Origin of the sequence: Acinetobacter towneri (assembly GCF_017498585.1) — a bacterium.
GTDB lineage: Bacteria > Pseudomonadota > Gammaproteobacteria > Pseudomonadales > Moraxellaceae > Acinetobacter > Acinetobacter towneri.
The window spans coordinates 85,663-108,160 of record NZ_CP071766.1; the positions used below are offsets into that span (position 1 = coordinate 85,663).

General features: G+C 43.1%; 18 protein-coding genes and 1 tRNA gene. 11 read left to right on the forward strand and 8 right to left on the reverse strand.

Annotation, left to right across the window (positions count from 1 at the left end):
• Positions 1–185: 185 nt before the first annotated feature.
• Positions 186–272 (reverse strand) — tRNA-Leu (locus J4G44_RS00375).
• Positions 273–449: 177 nt separating this feature from the next.
• Here J4G44_RS00375 and queA point away from each other — a divergent pair.
• Genes queA through J4G44_RS00390 form a run of 3 tightly spaced genes read left to right on the forward strand, consistent with a single transcriptional unit; the run spans position 450 to position 3,130 of the window.
• A complete protein-coding gene (gene queA / locus J4G44_RS00380; protein ID WP_179990699.1) occupies positions 450–1,487 on the forward strand; it encodes a tRNA preQ1(34) S-adenosylmethionine ribosyltransferase-isomerase QueA in 1,038 nt (345 codons plus the stop codon).
• A 25-nt stretch (positions 1,488–1,512) separates the two neighbouring features.
• The gene (locus tag J4G44_RS00385) at positions 1,513–2,541 is read left to right on the forward strand and encodes a hypothetical protein (protein WP_179988694.1); all 1,029 of its coding nucleotides are present in this window, start codon (positions 1,513–1,515) and stop codon (positions 2,539–2,541) included.
• Between the two features lie 22 nt (positions 2,542–2,563).
• The gene (locus J4G44_RS00390) at positions 2,564–3,130 is read left to right on the forward strand and encodes a LemA family protein (RefSeq protein WP_104852521.1); all 567 of its coding nucleotides are present in this window, start codon (positions 2,564–2,566) and stop codon (positions 3,128–3,130) included.
• Positions 3,131–3,210: 80 nt separating this feature from the next.
• On the opposite strand, the gene J4G44_RS00395 is transcribed toward J4G44_RS00390, so the two are convergent.
• Positions 3,211–4,161, reverse strand: coding sequence for a sensor domain-containing diguanylate cyclase (locus J4G44_RS00395; protein ID WP_167846296.1), 951 nt, complete (start codon positions 4,159–4,161; stop codon positions 3,211–3,213).
• 176 nt (positions 4,162–4,337) lie between these two features.
• Here J4G44_RS00395 and J4G44_RS00400 point away from each other — a divergent pair, with 176 nt between their 5' ends.
• The 5 genes from J4G44_RS00400 (at position 4,338) to secF (ending at position 9,808) form a co-directional block, all read left to right on the forward strand.
• Complete coding sequence (locus tag J4G44_RS00400; RefSeq protein ID WP_180168449.1) at positions 4,338–5,162, forward strand: DUF4303 domain-containing protein; 825 nt, start codon at positions 4,338–4,340, stop codon at positions 5,160–5,162.
• Positions 5,163–5,311: 149 nt separating this feature from the next.
• Positions 5,312–6,442, forward strand: a complete 1,131-nt coding sequence (gene tgt, locus J4G44_RS00405; protein ID WP_004974942.1) for a tRNA guanosine(34) transglycosylase Tgt — start codon at positions 5,312–5,314, stop codon at positions 6,440–6,442.
• A gap of 103 nt (positions 6,443–6,545) precedes the next feature.
• A complete protein-coding gene (yajC, locus tag J4G44_RS00410; protein WP_004974939.1) occupies positions 6,546–6,875 on the forward strand; it encodes a preprotein translocase subunit YajC in 330 nt (109 codons plus the stop codon).
• A gap of 51 nt (positions 6,876–6,926) precedes the next feature.
• Complete coding sequence (gene secD / locus J4G44_RS00415) at positions 6,927–8,822, forward strand: protein translocase subunit SecD (protein ID WP_104852524.1); 1,896 nt, start codon at positions 6,927–6,929, stop codon at positions 8,820–8,822.
• An 8-nt stretch (positions 8,823–8,830) separates the two neighbouring features.
• On the forward strand, positions 8,831–9,808 hold the full coding sequence (gene secF / locus J4G44_RS00420; RefSeq protein WP_179990724.1) for a protein translocase subunit SecF: 978 nt from the start codon (positions 8,831–8,833) through the stop codon (positions 9,806–9,808).
• A gap of 90 nt (positions 9,809–9,898) precedes the next feature.
• Here the strand turns inward: secF and J4G44_RS00425 are convergent, their stop codons facing one another.
• The 6 genes from J4G44_RS00425 to J4G44_RS00450 form a co-directional block, all read right to left on the reverse strand.
• Positions 9,899–10,552, reverse strand: a complete 654-nt coding sequence (locus J4G44_RS00425) for a 4'-phosphopantetheinyl transferase family protein (RefSeq protein ID WP_104852526.1) — start codon at positions 10,550–10,552, stop codon at positions 9,899–9,901.
• 75 nt (positions 10,553–10,627) lie between these two features.
• Positions 10,628–12,934 (reverse strand): RelA/SpoT family protein, encoded by a 2,307-nt coding sequence (locus J4G44_RS00430; protein ID WP_004974935.1) that lies wholly within the window; start codon positions 12,932–12,934, stop codon positions 10,628–10,630.
• Positions 12,935–12,963: 29 nt separating this feature from the next.
• Positions 12,964–14,355 (reverse strand): 23S rRNA (uracil(1939)-C(5))-methyltransferase RlmD, encoded by a 1,392-nt coding sequence (gene rlmD / locus J4G44_RS00435; RefSeq protein WP_207973736.1) that lies wholly within the window; start codon positions 14,353–14,355, stop codon positions 12,964–12,966.
• 6 nt (positions 14,356–14,361) lie between these two features.
• Positions 14,362–15,237: a 3'-5' exonuclease gene (locus tag J4G44_RS00440; RefSeq protein ID WP_004974933.1), complete on the reverse strand. Its 876-nt coding sequence runs from the start codon at positions 15,235–15,237 to the stop codon at positions 14,362–14,364.
• Between the two features lie 35 nt (positions 15,238–15,272).
• A complete protein-coding gene (cysM, locus tag J4G44_RS00445) occupies positions 15,273–16,205 on the reverse strand; it encodes a cysteine synthase CysM (protein ID WP_179988696.1) in 933 nt (310 codons plus the stop codon).
• A gap of 272 nt (positions 16,206–16,477) precedes the next feature.
• Complete coding sequence (locus tag J4G44_RS00450) at positions 16,478–17,539, reverse strand: RNA-guided endonuclease InsQ/TnpB family protein (RefSeq protein WP_207973737.1); 1,062 nt, start codon at positions 17,537–17,539, stop codon at positions 16,478–16,480.
• A 163-nt stretch (positions 17,540–17,702) separates the two neighbouring features.
• Between J4G44_RS00450 and J4G44_RS00455 the strand changes: the two genes are divergently transcribed.
• The 3 genes from J4G44_RS00455 to J4G44_RS00465 all read left to right on the forward strand — a co-directional run bounded on the left by J4G44_RS00455 (position 17,703) and on the right by J4G44_RS00465 (position 22,458).
• On the forward strand, positions 17,703–20,519 hold the full coding sequence (locus J4G44_RS00455) for a GacS-like sensor histidine kinase (protein WP_004974930.1): 2,817 nt from the start codon (positions 17,703–17,705) through the stop codon (positions 20,517–20,519).
• 196 nt (positions 20,520–20,715) lie between these two features.
• On the forward strand, positions 20,716–21,501 hold the full coding sequence (locus J4G44_RS00460; RefSeq protein ID WP_179995949.1) for a crotonase/enoyl-CoA hydratase family protein: 786 nt from the start codon (positions 20,716–20,718) through the stop codon (positions 21,499–21,501).
• 90 nt (positions 21,502–21,591) lie between these two features.
• Positions 21,592–22,458 carry an NAD(P)-dependent oxidoreductase gene (locus J4G44_RS00465; RefSeq protein WP_207973738.1) on the forward strand — a complete coding sequence of 289 codons (867 nt, stop codon included), beginning with the start codon at positions 21,592–21,594 and terminating at the stop codon, positions 22,456–22,458.
• Positions 22,459–22,498: the final 40 nt, after the last annotated feature.

A 22,498-nucleotide genomic window follows, 5' to 3' on the forward strand; every position in this document is an offset into this window, starting at 1 on the left:
TGATTCCACCATGAGTACCAATGAAAAATCAGGTACTCATTTGGGTACTCATTTTCCAAAGTGACCACCTGAATTGTGGCTAATGGAATCATTAAGACTGGAGCTAAAAAATGGCACAACCCATTAATATACAGACAATAAAAAAGCCCCCAAGTCTTAATATGCTTGAGGGCTTTTCCTTTATATGGTCCCGAGGGTCGGACTCGAACCGACACGTCATCTCTGACAGCGGATTTTGAGTCCGCCGCGTCTACCAATTTCACCACCTCGGGTAGGTGTTGATGGGTATAATAAACTTTTTTGACAGCTTGTCAACGCAAGTTTTTTGCAATTGTTTAAAATTAAATCAGCTGTCATTTTTTTGATTTATAATCGACCAATTTCATCCATAAAACCTAAAAAAGCATATACTAGGCGCAGTTTTCCCAGTGTTCTAACTTGTTTTTATCATGCAGCTTTCTGACTTTAATTTTAATCTCCCCGATGAACTCATTGCTCGTTACCCACTAGCAAGTCGTAGCGCCTCTCGTCTGCTGCATCTTGATGCTCAAGGTCAGTATCATGACCATCAATTTACCGACCTACTGAATTTACTCGAAGCGGGCGATTTACTGGTACTTAACGATACCAAAGTCATGAAAGCGCGTCTTAAAGGTAAACGTGCCACAGGCGGTGCAGTGGAAGTCTTGGTAGAACGTCTGCAAGATCAATTTATTGCCCATTGCCATATTAAAGCCAGCAACTCACCAAAAGCAGGTGCAGAACTGTTTATTGGGCCTGATGCTGTAAAAGTGACCGTACAAGGTCGCCATGAAAACTTATTTATTGTCGAGTTTTCGCAGCCTATTTTAGACGTATTGGATGCCTACGGTCAGTTGCCGATTCCACCCTACTTTAACCGCGAAGCAGAAGCGATTGATACCGAGCGTTATCAAACCGTATTTAACGACCCAACAAAACTTGCTAGTGTTGCCGCACCCACTGCCAGCTTGCACTTTGATGAAGCCTTACTGCAACAGCTAGCAGATAAAGGCATTCAAAAAACCTTTGTGACCTTGCACGTGGGCGCAGGTACATTCCTGCCTGTACGTACCGATGATATTGCCAATCACATCATGCACAGTGAATGGTGTGAAGTTTCTGAAGCTGCCGTAGCGCTGATTCGTGAAACCAAAGCACGAGGCAACAAAGTTATTTCAGTGGGCACAACTGCCACCCGTGCCGTGGAAAGTGCTGCCCAAGCCCATGCAGGCAAACTTGCAGCGTGGTCGGGTGATACGCAAATTTTTATTTACCCAGGTTATCAGTTTAAAGTGGTGGATCGTCTAATCACCAATTTCCACTTGCCTGAATCCACCTTATTAATGTTGGTATCTGCGCTTTCAAGCCGTGAAAATGTCATGCAGGCGTATCAACATGCTGTGGCGGAACGCTATCGTTTCTTTAGCTATGGCGATGCCATGCTGATTGATCAAGCTCAGACTTAATTTTCAAACTGTAAAAGAAACCGCCATGCCGCTCGATTCCGTGCAACACTCCATTCATATTCGACGCAAGAAGAATCAACGGGTATTTCGTAATATCGCGCGGTTATGGGATATTGGAAAAAAAGCACAAAGCCATCAAGATATTTTAGATGGCTTACACCCTTGGCAAGATGACATCACCCTCAAGTTTGAAAATGTTTTGCCTGTCCTGCTTGGCATTATAGGTGTGTTGTTCTGTTTATTGCTCTTGATTCAACCGAGTAATATTTGGCTGCAATTCTGCTTGCTGATTGGGTTAGGCTGTATCTTCTGGGCATTTATTACCTATGAACAAGACGACCCCATTGAAGAAGTCATCACTTTTTTAGAACAAGAAAGCATTGCACAGCGCTATCAACTGGCATGGCAGCAACCACCGCAACATCTTGCCCGAACCCTACAACCCGTTTATTTGATTGCCCATTTAAAAAGTCTGTTCCCTTTATTTAATTTGGGGAATCTGTCCAATGAAATTCGCCGCTACGCCAGTACAGTTTGGCAAGATCAACAAGGCAAGCAGCATCAGGTTTTGGTATTTGAATATCGCTATGTCAGTGAAACCCGCATTAAAGATCAAAATGGCAATGACTACAAAGTACGTGAAGTGGTGCGACATTTATCGGGCGTATTTGTCTTTGATGTGCAGCTACAAGGTTTAGCCGTTACCTCAAACAATAAAACCTTTGGTGCGCCTTATCATGTGCCGTGGCATACCAGTGACATTCGCCTGAATCAAAAACTCAACTTTTTTGGCAGTGATGCAATTCAACTGGCGCGTACGCTCAGCCCTGCAATGGTGTTAAAACTGGATGATTTTTTTCAGCATCAGCAAGGTGATTTGTTATTTCACCCTGAGCGGAACACGCTCTGTTTTTTAGGTAATCGCAACTTGTTTGAAATTTCCAGTAAAGCAAAAAATATTCAAGATATTTCCGCATTGCGTGGACACTTACGCACTTTTAAATTACCTTATTTAGAACAATTACAGACAGATTTGATTGATTTTCTGGACTAAGAAAATCGTCTTGGGGCAAAACATGGGTATCGCAATTTTTCTTTTGGTTGTCATCGTCTTGGTGATGCTGGGCATCATGATTCGTAACAACATCATACGCCACCACAACGCCACCATCCGCGCTTGGGCAGATGTGACCAGTTTTGAACGACAGAAGTTAAAAACGCTTGAAGAACTTGCGCCAGTGGTCGAACAATATGCAGGTATGGAAAAAGGCACTTTAGAAAAAGTGACTGAACTGCGCCAAAATATTATGAACCTAAACATCAACAATGCCGATGTCAGCCAATTACAACGTGTTGAAGCCTTGAGCAAAGAATTGATGCGCAGCTTAAATGTGGTGGTCGAAAATTACCCTGAACTCAAAGCCGACCAACTGTATTTAAAAATGATGCATGAAATTGATGAGCAGAACGAAAATGTCGGTGCTGCGATTACTATTTATAACCGCAATGTCGAGTTATTTAATAACTATATTCAGGTCTTTCCTAACAACATGATTAACACTGCAACCACAGCGAAAAAACCTGTGCGCGCCTTTCGGGACAACAGTGCAGCACAAAGTTTTGATTATCGTCCAAACTTTTAAGCCATTTAATTCTAAGCCGCTCCTTTGAAATTATTTATAAAAACAGCAAGCACGAAGCTTGCTGTTTTTTCAGATTTCGACTAAACACAAGACTGTGTCAGATACTGCACCTGATTACGTCCTTTGTTTTTTGCCAAATACAACAATTCATCGGCTGAATGCAGAAAATCGACCACATTGTGATACTGCTGATTTTGGTGATAGCTATTTACACCAATACTCACAGTAACTTGGGTCGTCTCCCCTGTCTTGGTATGTGGAATTTCCAGCGCATATACTGCCTGTCTAAAGTTTTCAGCAAGTTGTACAGCATCTGCCAATGGTGTTTCAGGCAACAGCACCACAAACTCTTCGCCACCAAAGCGAGCCACAAAGTCAGATGCACGAGCAAAGTGTTGTTTAAGCAACTGCGCCACACTAATCAAACAATGATCACCCTGTAAATGTCCATAATTGTCGTTATAAGGCTTGAAATGGTCGATGTCGATAAACAAGAGAGACAATGCATGTTGATGACGCACAGCACGTTTAAATTCGTTTTCTATACGCTCACTGAGCGCCTTTCGATTGGCAACCAAGGTCAGCGGGTCTTGTAAGCTCAAAGCCAGATTTTTGCGACTCAACGCTTCGAGTTCCAACTCCATTTGTTTACGCGCAGAAATATCAAACATAAACCCAATAATCGCCACAGTTTCGTTATTTTCACGAATCACATGCACCACATCACGAATCCAGACATAATCTCCTGTAGCGGTTAAGGCACGATAATCCGCTTCGTGGTCTGTGCCTTGATCGGACAGACTCACACACATATTCACGGTCTTGTCCCGATCTTCAGGATGCATCCGATCAATCCAATCTTGTGCAGTTTTCCAGCTGTCTTGCGTCCAACCCAGTAAAGACTCAATTTGTGGGCCAATATAGCTAAAAGCTTTGGTTTTCCAGTTAATCTGCCACGGAATTGCATTCGTGGTTTCCAAAAGTGTTTTATAGAATTGGTCTTCTTTTAGTGCACTGTTTAATTCACTCATAGCCCACCTCTATGAATTGATTTTAATTACAATTTAACAACTTAAGTGAGCTTTGACTACAATTTGTTTTGTCTTATTGACATTTTTCTCAGCTTTGACACAATCATGAGGTTGAGCAAAATATAAACAACAATTGCTCAAAACATAAATCCCAAAATAAAAAGTAAGCCGATAAAATGTTAGAACATATTCAGAACCTGAAAAACACCCTCATTCAAGAGTTTTTCCAACTCTATGAGCAATATGAACAAGACCAAATTTATGCCTGTGTACTGGTCTTTAATGAATATCTTGGGGTCGATTATTTAGCTGTTTCAAGCCAACGCAGCCTGTTTAATGAACAGGAAGATGAAGCACAATATTTATCTGAAGTAAATAAATGGAATATAGAAAAATGGCGTTATCGCACTCAAGCCAACAATTCTAGCGGTCTGCATCAATTTAAAAATATTTTTGCAGATTATTTTAAACAGCGACATATCTATGGCAATCCTCTGCTGAATTCCAATGACACGCTGCAATACAACCATCTTGAACTTTTACTGGATATATTTCAGCAGGCTAAACAATCTTTATCGGGCGCTTATGGCTTAGATTTAAGCCAAATTCTGTTTTTTATTCATGTGCCCAAACAGGTCGATGTAGAAATCCACTCAGCGCAATTTCTAAACACTCCAAGTGCTTTGCTCGATGAATTCCTGCACAACAAAGCGCCTCAAACCACGATGGAACAATCCACCGCACAACCCAAGCTCAAACTACAACAAGTGGATAAAGACTTGCTGATTGATCTGGCACAACTTTTAGAAGTGGAACCGTATGATTATTTGAGCATTGCACATGAAGCCTATTTGCTCACATTAGAACCGAGTTTTATTGACAGTAATTTATATATTCAGCGTTTAATTCAGCACGTTGCTGCAATGGACAATCATGAACAAGGTGAAATTGCCTTACATAAAGAAATTACCCAACGTATTCAGCAATTTTACGCCATGTAAGCACAATGGATTTGAACAAAATATTTACTCGCAATTTTTACCAAGGAAAACGTATCTCAACTGGCAATTCCGTGCAGAATCTAGGAAAATATTGCACTTTTAGCATGAACAATCAGCGAACTGTTTTTTCGCCTTGATTTGGAACATATATGAAGTTTGAGAAATTAGGTCAGTCGGGGCGCGCCCGTCGTGGTCGTTTAACACTTGCTCATGGTGTGGTAGAAACCCCTGTGTTTATGCCTGTGGGGACGTATGGCACAGTCAAAGGCATGCTGCCACGCGATATTGAAGAAATTCAGGCACAGGTTATTTTAGGCAATACCTTTCATTTATATTTGCGTCCAGGGCTAGAAGTGATTCAGCAACACGGCGGTCTACATGAATTCATCAAATGGGATAAGCCTATTTTGACTGACTCTGGTGGCTTTCAGGTGTTTAGCTTAGGCGCAATGCGTAAAATTAAAGAAGAAGGTGTGACCTTCCGTTCGCCTATTGATGGCTCAAAGGTTTTTCTTTCGCCTGAAATCTCGATGGAAATTCAAAAAACTTTGAACTCTGACATCGTGATGATTTTTGACGAATGTACGCCTTATCCTGCAACGCATGAAGAAGCACAAAAATCTTTGCAATTGTCTTTACGCTGGGCAAAACGCTGTAAAACACATCACCATGATGAACTACAAAACAGCAACGCGCTGTTCGGGATTATTCAAGGCGGTATGTACGAAGATTTACGTGTTGAATCTTTAAACGGCTTACTTGAAATTGGTTTTGATGGTTATGCCATTGGCGGTCTTTCGGTGGGTGAACCGAAAGAAGAAATGATCAAAGTACTGGATTATTTGCCAGCTAAAATGCCAGAAGATAAACCACGTTATTTGATGGGCGTCGGCAAGCCAGAAGATATTGTGGAAGCAATTCGTCGTGGCGTCGATATGTTCGACTGCGTGATGCCAACCCGTAATGCGCGCAATGGTCATTACTTTGTAACCGATGGCTTGGTGCGTATTCGTAACAGTAAGTATCGTCATGACCAAAGCCCGCTCGATCCGCATTGTGATTGCTATACTTGCAAGAACTTTACCCGCGCTTATTTGTTTCATTTAGAAAAATGTGGCGAAATGTTGGGGTCAATGTTGGGCACTATTCATAACTTACGTTATTACCAACGCTTTACCCAAGATATTCGCAATGCCTTAGATAACGGCACTTTCGATGAATTTGTACAGGACTTTTATGCCCGTCGTGGCCTAGAAGTACCGCCTTGTCCTGAAGATTAGTCTTTTCAGTATTTGCGCTGAGTAAAAAGACAAGGTAAATTGCAGAACAAACCCAATTTATTATCAGATCACTGATCGCCAGTTTTTAGTTTAGGAAAATGAAATGAGCCTTTTTATTTCGACCGCTCACGCAGCAGGTGAAGCTGCACAACAACCAAGCCTTGTGGCTAACCTTTTAATGATTGCAGTCTTCATTGCAATTTTCTACTTCCTGATTTGGCGTCCACAATCAAAGCGTGCCAAAGAGCATCGTACACTGATTGAAAGCTTGGGCGTAGGCAGTGAAGTGGTATTCGCAGGTGGTCTTATGGGTAAAATCACGAAAATTGAAGGTGATTTTGCAGTGGTAGAGCTGAACCGTGGTGTAGAAGTAAAAGTACAACGCGCGAGTGTCATTTCAGTTCTTCCTGAAGGCACATTAAACAACCTCTAATCAAAAAGAGTCGTGCTCACGCACGACTTTTTCATTTTAAGAAGAAAATAAATGCGTTACCCAGCATGGAAATATCTGCTCATCCTCGTTGTTCTTGTGGTGAGTACATTATATGCCCTGCCTAGCTTGTATCCAGATGAACCTGCTGTTCAAATTTCAGGTGCCAAAGCTGGTACCCAAATTGATCAAAGCATCATACAAAAAGCAGAGCAAATTTTACAATCTGAAAATATTGCCAGTCATGACAACAGCTTTACCAACAATGCTGCATTGTTGCGTTTAGACACCTCAGAAGCCCAACTCAAAGCCAAAGAAGCTTTACGTCGCGGTTTAGGTGATGACTATGTCGTGGCACTGAACCTTGCGCCAACCACACCAGAATGGCTACAAAAAATTGGTGCAAAACCAATGAAACTCGGTCTGGACTTACGTGGTGGTGTGCACTTCTTATTAGAAGTGGATATGGACAAGGCCATCAGCCAGCGTATGGAAACTTCAGCCACCGATTTACGCCGTCAATTGCGTGACAACAAGCTGAAATTTAATAGCCTTTCGCTGAATAACAACACCATCACCCTACAGTTTGCCAATAATGCAGACCGTGATGCAGTGATGGATTTCTTGCGTCGTAACGGCAATGAATACACACAGCAAGCTGTAGCCACCACAGAAGGCTCTAGCTTACGTCTGAACTATACCGATGTCCGTAAACAGGAAATTCAGTCGTATGCGGTCAATCAGAACTTAACTACTTTACGTAACCGTATTAACGAGTTAGGTGTGGCTGAAGCTTTGGTACAAACTCAAGGTAGCAACCGTATTGTAGTGGAATTGCCAGGCGTACAAGATACTGCTGAAGCGAAGCGTGTACTCGGTCGTACTGCGAACCTCGAATTCCGTTTGGTGTCTGACTTAAATGATCAATATATTGATCCGTACACAGGTCAGACTACAGGTACAGTACCACCTGGCACAGAAGCGTTTGCCTTTGAATCTTTGGACAGTGGTCGCCAATTATTATTGAACCGCAGCCGTATTTTAACGGGTGAGCGTGTTCAAAATGCGTCGAGTGGTTTTAGCCAAGATACAGGCGGTGCAGAAGTTAACATTACCCTTGATGCTGCGGGCGGTAAACTCATGGCAGATGCGACACGTAACGCTGTGGGTAAACGTATGGCGGTATTGTTTATTGAAAACAAACAACGTATTAGCTATGTGACCGATGAAACTGGCACACAAACTGAAGTACGCACCCCATATACCGAATCTGTCGTCATTAATGCTGCAACCATTCAGGCGGTATTGGGTTCGCAGTTCCGTATTACAGGTCTAGATTCCCCACAAGAAGCCTCTGAATTGGCCTTAATGCTTCGTGCAGGTGCCTTGGCAGCGCCAATGTACTTTGTCGAAGAACGTGTGATTGGTCCAAGCTTGGGTCAAGAAAACATTGATAAAGGCGTATTGTCGACTCAGATTGGCTTCATTTTGGTTGCAATCTGGATGGTGGTGTTCTTCCGTCTGTTTGGTCTGATTGCCAACTTCGCTTTAGTGTTTAACTTAGCCATGATTTTAACCGTCATGTCTTGGATTGGTGCATCACTCACCTTGCCGGGTATTGCGGGTATCGTAATTACCATTGGTATGGCGGTAGATGCCAACGTCTTGATTTGTGAGCGAATACGAGAAGAAATTAAGTGGGGGGCCTCGCCCAAACAAGCCATTGTGGCGGGTTATGACCGAGCGTATAACACTATTTTCGACTCGAACTTAACCACATTCTTGGTGGCATTCATTCTGTTTGCGATTGGTACAGGTCCAATCAAAGGCTTTGCTGTGACGCTCATGATTGGTATTGTCTGCTCGATGTTTACTGCAATTACAGTGACCCGTGCAATTGTACAAATCATCTACGGCAAAAAACGTAACTTGAAAAAGTTGAGCATTTAAGGAGATCACTGATGACTGAGAATACTCAACTGCCTTCAAAAAAATATGGCCGCCCTGATGATGAGCGCGTGATTCCGTTTATGAAGATTGCTTTGCCTGCGGCATTGCTTTCTATTCTATTAACGGTTGCCAGTATCTTCTTCATTGCCACCAAAGGTTTAAACTTAGGTTTGGACTTTACTGGGGGTATTGCTGCAGAACTCAACTATAGCAATCCAGTAAAAGCCACCGATGTTTCTAACGCATTGGTCAAAGCAGGCTTTAACGACCCTGTGGTACAAACGCTTGGTTCAGACCGCGACCTAATGGTACGTATGCCTGTGCAAGAAGATGTTGAAGCAGAAGACTTAACCAAAGCAATTACTGCTGCGGTACAACTACCAAATAACACGGCAACTGTGCCAAAGGTAGATGTGGTTGGTGGTCAAGTCGGTAATGAGCTGTACGTACGTTCTGCGGGCGCTGTAGCTTTAGCGCTGTTATTGATGTTGGTATACGTCACCATTCGCTTTGAATTCAAACTGGCAATGGGTGCGGTACTGTCATTGTTCCACGATATTGTGGTGACACTGGGTATTTTTGCCATGATGCAATGGCCATTTGACCTGACTGTATTGGCAGCGTTATTGGCGATTATTGGCTTCTCACTCAACGATAACATTGTTGTATCTGACCGTATTCGTGAAAACTTCCGTAAAATCCGTGGTGCAACACCACTTGAAGTGGTAAACATTGCGCTGACAGAAACTTTACGTCGTACCATTCACACCTCTATGACCCTATTATTGGTTGTAGTCGCGATGATGCTCATGGGTGGTGATGGTCTGAAATGGTTCTCGATTGCGATGTTTGTGGGTGTCTTTGTCGGAACATATTCATCTATTTACATTGGTACAGCCTTTGCCTTATGGCGCGGTTTGAACCGTCAGGACTTCATTGTTCAAGTCAAACCTGAATTTGAAGATGAAGAGCAAGAAATTCCATAATGCATTTCTGCTAACACCAACATTCAAGCCTATCTTCGGATAGGCTTTTTTGCGCCTTAGCATTGCGATATTTGCGCTGACGTTGCGATGTTAATGCTGAATAATATGAATCTGTGGAAATTGAAAGCCTGCGCAAGATGGTGCTGCTCGCCATGCTACGGTCAACATACAATCTGATAAACGAAAGTTTTGATAGGCAAAATGCCCAATCTGTGGATGATGACAAATGCCGCCCTGTGCATTGGGATGCATACGAGTATCCAACTCATTCAGGCTTAAACGAATCCCTAAACCTGATGCTTTCAGCACTGCTTCTTTAGTTGTCCAGACACGAAACCAATAATCAGCGTCGTGTTCCAAATCTTGCCAGTATTGGAGTTCATTGGGATGAAACGCATGTTGTGCCAAGGCATCGAAACGCACCTTACGGTCTAAGTCCTCGACATCTACGCCAACATCGAGCAATTCAAAACTGCTTACCAAAGCATAATGCTGACGGCTATGACTATGGTTAAACTGCAATTGAGGGAATGCTGTCAAAAATGGCTTGCCATGTGGGTTACGCTCAATATCGCTGTTTTGAATATCGTGTTCTAAGTATCCAGAAAGCAATTGATTCCGATGCCGATAAATAGCCTGTTTTTGCTGTTGAATCTGTTCACTGCGTACAGCACTTGGATCGGGACTAAAAATCTGCTGAATGCGGCTAACATTCACACAAATTTTTTTAGGTGTTTTATTCATCCGCCCTTCTCCATTTTGGCTGAAATACGATAGAAAAAAACCAGCAAACATGCTGGTTTTTTAAAGCGTGCTCGCTTAGCTGCCTTGCACCAAACGACGTGCGCTGATAATCCCTGGTTGCTGCTCTAAACGTGCCAACAAACGAGAAAGTTGCGCCAAGCCTTTAACCTCAATTAACAATTTCATATTGGCGATACCATCACTTTCAGAAATAGTATTCACCTGACGAATGTTAATTTGATCGGCAAAAATCACTTGGGTTAAGTCTTTGAGCAAACCACGGCGGTCATAGGCTTCCACCACAATTTGCACGCTTTGACCACGGGTTGGCTGCATTTCCCAATCGGCTTCTACCGCACGTTCAGGTTCGTTGCCAATCATACGCACATAGTCCGAACACGCCACTTTGTGAATACTCACACCACGGTTCAGGGTAATATACCCCGCAATCGCTTCACCATGCACAGGCTGACAGCATTGTGCGATATGCAGTTCAACGTTATCCAAACCATCAATCAAAATGCCATGTGCCGATAAGGTATGGCTGGCACGTGGGTTCAAGGTTGGCTTCAACACCAGTTCAGGTTCATCCTGATCTAAGTGCATGTGACGATTGACCTGATTAATTAAGGCATGCAGGCTAATATCACCATTCACCAAACCAATCAGAATGTCTTCACCTGTTTTGACGTTAAAGTGATTGCAATAATCATTTAAATCAATACTTTTTGGATGAATCGCCAAACGTGACAATTCTTTATTGAGCACTTCACGCCCAACTTCCAGATTTTTACTGCGGTCTTGCTGTCTAAACCAATGACGCAGCTTATCGCGCGCACGTGCTGTCTTAATATAACCTAAAGAATTCACCAACCAATCACGGTTCGGTTCACGGTCTTTTTTGGTCAAAATCTCGACCTGCTCGCCTGTTTTTAAAGTATAGGTGAGCGGCACATAGCGCTGATTGACCCGTGCGGCATAGCATTTATTGCCGACTTCGGTATGCACATGATAAGCAAAGTCCAGCACCGTTGAGCCACGTGGCAATTCTTTAATATCACCATCACGGCTGAACACATAAATTTTCTCAAAATCTTCAAACTCTTGGATTTGTTCAAAATTTTCAGAATCATCATCTTCTTTATGTGCGCTGGCATCGTTACGTTCCTGATAATGCTCTAAAACAGAACGCAAAGAATGTAAACGATGATTAAACGAATGGTCTGTGGCTTTAGAACCTTCTTTATAATTAAAGTGTGAACATACCCCAAGCTCGGCTTCTTCGTGCATATCTAGGGTACGAATTTGCACTTCAAGCGACTTGTTTTCTGCAATTACGGCAGTATGCAATGAGCGATAACCATTGGCTTTTGGATTGGTAATGTAATCATCAAACTGGTGCGGAATATGCCGCCACAATTGATGTACGATGCCCAAAGAGTGGTAACACTCTGGAATGGTTTTCACCAAAACACGTACAGCACGAATGTCATAGAGCTGATCGAAGCTGAGGTTTTTACTCTTCATTTTTCGATAAATCGAATAAATGTGTTTCACCCGCCCGCTAATTTCGGCATGAATACCATTATTGCCCAGCTCTGTACGCAATTGCTCAATTACGTTTTGAATGTAGTTTTCACGCTCCAAACGCTTTTCATTCAGTAACGTCGCAATTTCTTTATAACGGTCTGGCGCCAAATAACGGAAGGCTAAATCTTCGAGTTCCCATTTCAGTTGGGCAATGCCTAAACGGTGTGCCAATGGCGAGTAAATGGTTAAAATTTCTCGCGCCACACGCTCCTGACGTTCTTTGGAAGCGGTTGCCAACTCACGTAATGAATAGGTACGTTCTGCCAGTTTAATTAGCACCACGCGCACATCTTCCGTCATGGAAATCAGCATTTTATAAATGCCTGTTAAATGTTCACGCTGGTTATTATTAAAATGGTCTTCTAAACGCTTATTTTTCTCAATCAGTTCAGACAACTTACCCATCGACAAGGTGCCTTTGATCAAGCCATAAACTGCTTCACCAAATTCTTCACGCACTTCATCTAACTGCATGACATTTTCACGCACGCTACGATAGAGCATGGCTGCAGACAAAGTGTCTTCATCGACATGCAAGTGCGCTAAAATATTCGCCATCTCAATACCTGTATATAAGGTATGCGATGGATGACTGACGTCTGTTTCCAGCTCTTTTTTCAGGGTGTAATTGGCAACGCGTTCTAATTGTTCAAGTGCCGCCCCATCGTAAATCCCGCGTACTCGGTCTAGCCATTCTGCTAAATCCTGTCGGGCTTGCTCGGCATGTTCTACAGTCGTTTCCTCAGACAGTTCATTTAAACGTCCAGGAAGTTGTTCACGTACTGTGACCATACCCTTCTCCTACCTCTATGTACTTCATATTATAAATCGTTTATTTGCTTTTCTTTCTCAAACAAGGCAATGGATTCGACATGCCCCGTATGCGGAAACATATCCATCACGCCTGCTTTTTTCAATTGATAGCCCTGCTTGACCAATACACCTGCATCCCTTGCGAGTGTGGCTGGATTACAAGACACATAAACGATTCTATCTGCGCCAAATTTGGGCACATAATACATCACTTCCTCTGCGCCTGAACGCGGAGGGTCAATTAATAATGCCTCAAATCCTTGATTTGCCCAAGAATGATGCGAAAAATCTTTTGTTAAATCTTGTGAATAAAACTTAACATTGTCTAAATCATTACGTTGTGCATTCTCTGCACCACGCTGCACCATTTGCTCTGAACCCTCTACAGCAACCACCTTTCCTGTTGCACCTACACAACGTGCAAGCGGCAATGAAAAGTTGCCTAATCCACAAAACAGATCAAGCACCCGATCACCTGATTTTAAGTTAAGCAAATCACATGCCAGCTTAACCATTTGTGGATTAATTGTAGAATTGACTTGGGTAAAGTCTTGGGGATGAAAGCCAAAACTCACATCAAAATCATCTAAACGATAATGCAAACGCATTGCTGCATGCGGATCATCAACCCGATGCAAACTGTCTGGACCTTCAGGCTGCAAATACAATTGCCAGTGTTTCTGTAACGCAAACTGCTGTAACTGGTTGATATCGGCTGCAGATAGTTGTTCTGTATGCCGCACCACCAAAGCAATCTCTTGATCTCCCATCGCCAATTCTATATGACCAATATGGGCCTTGCCTGTTAGACTTTGGAGTAGCTGCTTGATTCGTGTTAACGAACCAAATGCCTGATCCAACACCATACAGCGGTCAATTGAGGTCAGTTTATTGCTATTGCGCTCACGAAAACCGACCACCAATTTGTCTTGACTGGCAATATAACGCACCCCAACACGGGCTTTGCGGCGATAATCTTCACGCTGTGAACGCAAAGGCGCTAACCATTCTTCAGGCTGAATTTGCGCAAAATGTTGCAGATGCGACTGCAACACCTGTTGTTTGAGATGAATCTGCTCATCCAACTGAATATGCTGCATGCTACAACCACCGCAACGCTGATAATGTAGACATTGTGGCGTAACCCGTAATGTCGAAGGCTCACCCAGCACTTCTAGACACTCGGCTTCTTCTAAGCGTTTGTTACTATGCGTAATTTTGGCGCGTACTGTTTCACCAGGCAATGCGCCCTCTATAAAAACTGTTTTCCCCTGCTTCTCGGCTGGATGACCCGACTGAGCTGTGTAGTGTGCAATCCCGCGCCCTTCATGTGACAACGATTCCACCTGAAAGCAATACTCAGCCTGCTGCGTGGTACGGTTTTTACTGCGATGTTTCATATCAGTCTAAATATCGGAAGATGGGGAAGATTGAAAAGGCATCACGGATTCATTTGAAGGCGTGGTGACACTTTGTTCAGGAAAATCTGTACGGGTAAATTCAGTTTGCTGCGAACTGTGCTGCCACACGCTTAAAAAGTCTGCATGCTGCGGCTGAGTATGCAAATATTGAATGGTATGCTGTACCCATAAAGTATGCTCTTCAAGCAGCAATTGCCCTTTGAGCAGCAGCCAACGCAAATAAATCAACCAAGTATTTAAGACATCGCCTTCACAATAACGAGTCAGCCTCGACCATTCACCGCTTTGCATAAATGCAGGAACATGATAGCCCGCATCTACACGCTTACCCGGAAAACCTAGCAAATACGCAATGTCATCCAACTTTTGGAAATGACGACCATTAAACATTGCCATCACATCCATTAAATCGACATGACGCTGATGGTAACGGTTTTGATAATTGTTATAGCGTTTTTGCTGATCAATCTCACCCTGATCAAATAAACTTGGTGCAGACAGCCCATGATACATGGCACGGAATAAAATCACCGGCAAATCAAATTGCGAACCGTTCCAACTGACCAAAGTCGGATGACGCTTATCAAAAATAGACAAAAACTTTTTCAGCATTGTCGCTTCGCTGTCATGTTCACGGCTAAAGGAAAACAGCTTCATGCCGTGTTCATCAATCCACAAGCCTGAAATACACACAATTTCATGCAAAGGCAAACGCTGAAAATCAGTTCCTGCCTCTTGGCGACGCAACTTCATTAATGCTTGTTCAAGCTCTGCTTCGGGTAAATCGAGTTGATATAAATGCGCGCCTGACTTCAAATCGGTAACGGTTTCTATATCGAAAATCAGCACAGGTAAACGCATAAAATCTTACTCAATGGGTGATAGAAAAATGAATATCACAATTCAGTATCTTGAACAGAGAACAAACCTGTCGATAAATAACGATCACCACGGTCACAAACAATACAAACAATCACTGCATCTGGATTTTCTTCGGCAATTTTTAAAGCTGCCCATACCGCACCGCCCGATGATGTGCCTGCGCTGATGCCTTCTTTTTGCGCCAGTTTACGCATGGTTTTTTCCGCTTCAATTTGCGGAATATCAATAATACGATCAACACGACTACGGTCAAAAATGGTTGGTAAATATGCTTCAGGCCAACGGCGAATCCCTGCAATACTTGAACCATCTGAAGGTTGTAAACCAATAATTTGAATCTCTGGATTTTGTTCTTTTAAGTATTTAGACACCCCCATAATGGTGCCTGTTGTGCCCATAGAGCTGACAAAGTGGGTAATTTTACCGCCCGTTTGCTGCCAAATTTCAGGCCCTGTGGTCAGGTAATGTGCTTCAACATTATCTGGGTTACCAAATTGGTTCAGCACCAAGCCTTTGCCTTCGCGTTGCATTTGCAAAGCCAAATCGCGCGCGCCTTCCATGCCTTGTGCTTTAGTCACTTCAATCAATTCTGCACCATAGGCACGCATGGCATCTTTACGTTCTTGGCTCATATTGTCAGGCATGATCAGCTGCATTTTATAGCCACGCATAGCTGCAACCATCGCCAAAGCAATGCCGGTATTGCCACTGGTTGCCTCAATTAAAGTATCGCCCGGTTGAATTTCACCGCGTTTTTCTGCCTGCATAATCATGTTGTAGGCAGGACGATCTTTAACAGAACCCGCAGGGTTATTGCCTTCCAGTTTTGCCAAAACCGTTGCCTGCGTATGACTTGCCAAACGCTGCAAACGCACCAATGGGGTTTTGCCCACATAATGATCTAACAAAAATTCATCACTTTGGAAATCTGATTGGGTATCAAGCATGGTCTGCACCAATATCAAGGTGGGCTTATTGTATGAAAATTTGCACCTTCCTGCACGTTTTTCACAGGCTTTTTATCAAAACAGCAATACTCTGCCGACAATTTATGCATCACTCACTGCCTACACAATTCTAGGCAAGATGAACACAATTTCAGATTGTCTTTTGCGGGATGGATGCAAAAAAATGCACACCGATTGATTGCGAGATGCAGCTGAACCACTCGCACCAAACAGATGAAAACACAGTCAGGAGAATTGACATCCTCCCCCCCTTAAAAGAGGGTGATTCCTACAGCTAGACGCTTATGCCCAAGCGCAAGAATGTTTAGAGCTGAGTTTATATCTCGATCATGAGCTGTACCACAGCTCATGCACTCCCATTCTCTTATTCCAAGATCTGTACTACCTTTGGGACTACTTGAGGTGATCTCACCGCAGCACGAACAGATTTGGGTGGTATAGGCTTCTTGGACTTCTTCAAACAATACGCCTGCGTTCTCGCATTTATACTTGAGCATTGTTTTTAGTGCCGAAAATCCTGTATCCAAAACAGATTTTGCCATTTTGGTTTTTACTAATTTTTTAGCACTCAAGTCACCTACAATAATCAATGCATTTTCATTCACAAGCTTGGTGCTTGCTTTATGCAAATGATCTTTTCGACTATTTGCAATCTTGGCGTGTAATGCACGAACACGCTTCTTATTCCTGGCTCTCTGAGCAATACATAATTTCTGCTCATATTTTCGATAGAATTTTGGATTTGAAATTACAGTGCCATCAGAACAGGTGGCAATATCTTTTAAGCCTAGATCAATACCAATCGATTTGGTTGCTGTCGATTTATCTTGCTTAGGCGATTCAACAACAAGACATACATACCAACGCCCACGGCTATCCTCTACAAATGAACCTGTTTTTAACGTGTATTTGCTTAAACCGTAGCTATCCCAAAGCTTAAATTGGTGTTTTCCATACTGGACATATCCAGTGGCATATTTGATAGCCACCTTTTTAAAGGGAACCCATCCCAAAGAGCGCCTTGCTGATTTTTTATTGCTGACACGCCATTTCAGCTTTGCCTTTTTAAATTGCTTTCTTCGGGTGACTAATTCTTCAGTTACAGCCTGAATGGTTTGACTATGTAAATTACATTCTTTGGATGTGCCTTTCGTATATTTGGCAATATCAAAAGCAGAGAGAAATTCACCTTTCCGCTTCAAATGCCTAAACCCTAAATCATTGACATAATTCCAGACGAAGTTCACTTCTGATGCTAGTTGGTCTAACACCTTGCAATGTTTGTCTTTTATACGTAATTTAAGGGTTTTCATGTACTTATATTAACAATCAAAACTCAAGGAAAATAGTCCTTAGTTAAATCAAACGACACTTCATGTCGTGTCGCTTATATCTCTGACCTGAAGGACTGAGTTTTACGCTCCATTTGATAAAGCATGCTAAACTGCCAAACATAGGGATTGAACTGCGTTAACCATGTCAAATATCAATAAAAAGTTATTTAAGCGCTTACATTTAAATCATGCTTATGGACAGCTGATTGCACTTATTTTTGTGCCAATTATGGTTTTGGCATGCGTCGGCACAATGCTGGTTTTATCCGAAACCTCGAATGCCGCAAAAGCACAGCAGCGACAAATGGCAATTGCGATTTTGACCCGTTTTGAGTTGCCATCTGAAGCAGCTTTACATCAACTGGCTAGTTTTCCGTGGAAGTACGAAGAAGCACGTACTTTTATGCAAAACATGATGAACGAAAAGCACTTGATTCGTACTGCACTGATTGATGCTTCTGGTACACGCCGTTTAAGCATGGGCTTTCAAGACCAAGCCGAATGGCCCAAATTCCCTAAAAATGCCGATTTTTTTGGCCCAATTCTGTATAAAAATAATCATGTGTACGGCATGCAAATTCAGCAAGACATCAACCGTCCTGCATGGTTGCTGATTGAACTGGACAATCAGCCATTACAAATTGCCCGTTATCGGGTTATGATTGTATTAATTGCCACAGGCTTGCTGACCCTGTTGTTGTTATTGCTGTGTCTGAATTTCTATTCACGACGCTGGATTGCACCCATGTATGAAATTCGCATGCAGCTACAACGCCTGAATGCCGATACGCTCGATCAACACATGGTCATTAACAGTACTGGCGAATTACGCTTACTGCAGCGGGATATTGCCAATGTGGTAAAACGCCTGCATTTCAGCTTTTTAGAACTCAAAGAACATACCGAACAAACCGAAGATGACTTGCGCCGCACCCTCGATACTTTGGAAGTGCAAAACATCACTTATCGTCAGGCACGTGACCAAGCGATTTCTGCCAACCAGTCTAAATCGGTATTTTTAGCCAACATCAGTCACGAACTCAGAACACCACTGAACAGTATTGATGGCTTTATTCACCTGTTATTGCGTCAGGAAAATCTTAGCAATGAACAGAATTTATATTTACAGACCATTCGTAAATCATCGGCGCATCTTTTAGCACTCATTAATGACGTATTGGATTTTTCTAAAATTGATGCAGGCAAACTGGAACTGGATACCGCACCCTTTGATTTAGAAGAAGCCATTTTTGATGTAATGGATATGCTCTCGCCTTTGGCTGCGCAAAAGCACATCAACATGGCCTTTTATTTTGCCGATAACGTGCCGCAATATGTGCTGGGCGATGCTTTACGTTTCAAGCAAATTTTGACCAATTTAATTTCCAATGCGATTAAATTCACCCCCGATGGTGAAATTATTGTACGGGCACGGGTAGAACATGACGATATTGGACAATGCCTGATTCACTTTAGCGTCCAAGACAGCGGCATTGGTTTAAGCGGCACAGACCGTAAAAAATTGTTTGAGTCTTTCTCTCAAGGTGATACTTCGGTCACGCGTCAATTTGGTGGTACAGGTTTAGGTTTGGCCATTTCCAAACAGTTGGTGCATTTGATGCAAGGTCAAATTGGCTTTGAAGACAATCAGGAACGCGCCCCAACCGAAAAAGGCTCGACCTTCTGGTTTACTGCCATGTTTGCGGTAGATGAAGCGCATGCACAGCAGCATCCAAACTTTAAAGAGATTCAGGTGGTGTCGTATTTGGCGCACCCTGCCACAGCGAATGTCTTGCGTCATTATCTTGAAAATTATGCGGTGCGACATATTGAAGCCGCTTCAATTTTAGATTTATTTAGCCGCTTAAAAGATGTATCCGACCTGCAAGACAATACTTGGTTGATTGTTGATCATAGTGGCGACACCGAAGCTTTATTAAAAGAAATTCGTACCCGTTATCAAGGTAACTTGGCAGTGTATGGCTATCAAATGGCGCTAGACCCAAGTCTGTTAAATGAATATCGTGCGCGGGCTTTGTATCAACCACTCAGTCGTTCCGCCTTAATTGACTTACTTAACAATGAAAACAGTTTTGATGAACAGGATTCTGCATCATTTGATGGTAAAGGCCTGCACATTTTAGCGGTGGATGACCATCTACCAAACCTGATTGTACTCGAAGCCTTGTTAGGCGAACTGAATGTGACCACCACCAAAGCGCAAAGTGGTCAGGAAGCTTTGGGGATTTTGCAGCAACGCATTGAGCAGGGACAGCAACCATTTGACCTGATCTTTATGGATATTCAAATGCCTGTGATGTCGGGGGTAGATACCACCCGTGCGATTCGTTCTTTAGAATCGACTTTGGAAAATCACAAACGCTTACCTATTATTGCCCTCACCGCGCATGCTCTTGCCGATGAAAAGCAAAAATTACTCAAAGTCGGTATGGATGACTATGTCACCAAACCGATTCAGATTGAACAAATCATCCAAATTTTAACCCATTGGACCACGCAAAGTTTTAATAAGCCACCTGCAGTCGATAAAGCCATTGTGATTGAAGCGCTAGATCCACAGGTGTTGGATTGGCAACAAAGCCTAATGCTGGCAGCCAACAAAGAAGACCTTGCAGTGGATTTACTGAAAATGCTAGTGGATAGCTTTGCCACAGAATTACATGAAATTGAACAGCTGATTGAACTGGAAGATTTCCCACAACTCGAGCATGTGTTGCATCGTCTGTATGGTGCGACCCGCTATGTTGGCACACCGAACCTGCAAGAAGTAACAGGCTCATTTGAACAGTTTGTTTCGACCTTACGTAAAGAACGTCGTAAAGCCGATGATCTGTTTGTGCAAGAGGTCTTAAACCGTTATCAGGAATTACAAACCTGTATACAGCAAGTTGAACATGCAGCAGAACACATTTTTACCAAACATAATGCGGTGAGTTAGCCAACATCAAAGTGACATTCACCGCGAACGCCTCAACGAGAAGATACAGTTTGTAAGCACGACTCACCCAGCACTATTCACAAAAAAAAGTCACGTAATCAAAGGCAAGGTCGCAAGGCTTTGCCGTGACTCTGCTGTCATTTATCGCACTGCTGCCCATGTTATGCTTTGCCCAGTAAAAACAAGAGCTCACATCATGACCTTACTTCGTATCGAAAAAAATAACGGCATCGCCACAGTTTCCCTGAACCGCCCAGACAAACGCAATGCCATGAGTTTTGCCCTACTTAAAGAATTGGTGCGGACTGCCGAAAAACTTAAAAAAGACCGCAGCTTACGTTGTGTAATTTTAACAGGCGAAGCAAAGGTATTTAGTGCAGGCATTGACTTGGCCGACCTCAACAATCCACAAAACCGTGCATTTGCGGCTTGGGAATTAATTAAGCCAGGGCAAAGCCTGTTTCAAAAAGCATTTCTCGTTTGGCAACAATTGCCTGTACCTGTAATTGCTGCAATTGAAGGCTATTGTTTTGGCGCAGGGATGCAATTGGCTTTGGCTGCAGATATTCGTATCGCGCATCCTGACACGCAAATGTCGATTATGGAAAGCCGTTGGGGCTTAGTGCCTGATATGGGGCTAAGCCGTTCATTAAAAGGTTTAATTGGTTTAGACCTTGCCAAAGAACTGACCTTAACTGCACGTATTTTTGATGCCAACTATGCCAAAGAAATTGGCTTGGTCACGCATTTAGATGCAACACCTTTACAAAAAGCACAAGACCTTGCTGAAGAAATTGCACAACGCTCTCCTGATGCATTGGCTGCAGCCAAACAAGTGCTGGATGCTATGGAACATGCGCCAAATAAATCTTTACGTTTAGAAAAAATTTGGCAATTAAAATTATTGCTGGGTAAAAATAGCCAACTGGCACGTAAAAAGGACAAGAACCCTGAAGTGACCTTTGCACCGCGTCAGTTTTGATTCAGTTCAAACACAACAGACTTTGACCAAAGGCTAAATTGACATTTCAAGCCAGACTTGTACTGTAGGCAAAAACGGAGAATCAGCGCTATGCATTTTGATCGTGACACAAAAATCGCTTTTTTAGGTATGGGACTTATGGGGACGCGCATGGCAACCCGCTTAGTTCAGGCAGGTTTTGAGGTCGCGGTGTGGAATCGTAGCCCTGCGGCTTGCAAATCTGTGCTCAGTCTGGGGGCAAAACCGCTGCAATTGAGCGAGATCGGACAATATCCAGTGATCTTGAGTTGCCTTGCCGATGATAATGCCGTCCAAGCTGTATTAGATCAAATTGAGCCTTTTTTGACTGCTCAACAAGTCATTGTCGATTTTTCCAGTTTGTCTGTAGATCAAACCCAAAAGCTAGCGCAGCAAGCCAACCTCAAACAGGTCACATGGATTGACTCACCTGTATCGGGAGGCACTGCGGGAGCCGAACAAGGTAGTTTGGTGATTTTTGCAGGGGGTGATGCAAACACCATCGAAAAATTAAGCCCGATTTATGATGTGCTGTCACAACGTGTGACCCGTATGGGCGAAACAGGCACAGGACAAGCCACTAAAATCTGCAACCAACTGATTGTTGCTGCCAACAGCACCCTAATTGCCGAAGCTGTTGCCTTAGCAGGACAGGCAGGCGTAGACACCCGTTTACTTGCACCTGCTTTGGCGGGTGGTTTTGCCGACTCGAAACCGTTTCAGATTTTAACTCCACGTATGGCAACTCACAGTTTTGAGCCTGTGCAATGGAAAGTCCAAACCCTGTCTAAAGATTTAAACAATGCCTTACAACTGGCAGCGCAATTTCAGTTACAGATTCCTGTGGCAGAAAAAGCCCTTTCACAACTGCAAGCCCATCAAGCCAAGGGTTTTGCAGAAGCAGATTTAGCCACCATTATTCATCAGGTCGAAGCTTAATCGGCTTGATTCCTGATCCAACCTTTGCCTGCAAGGAGCA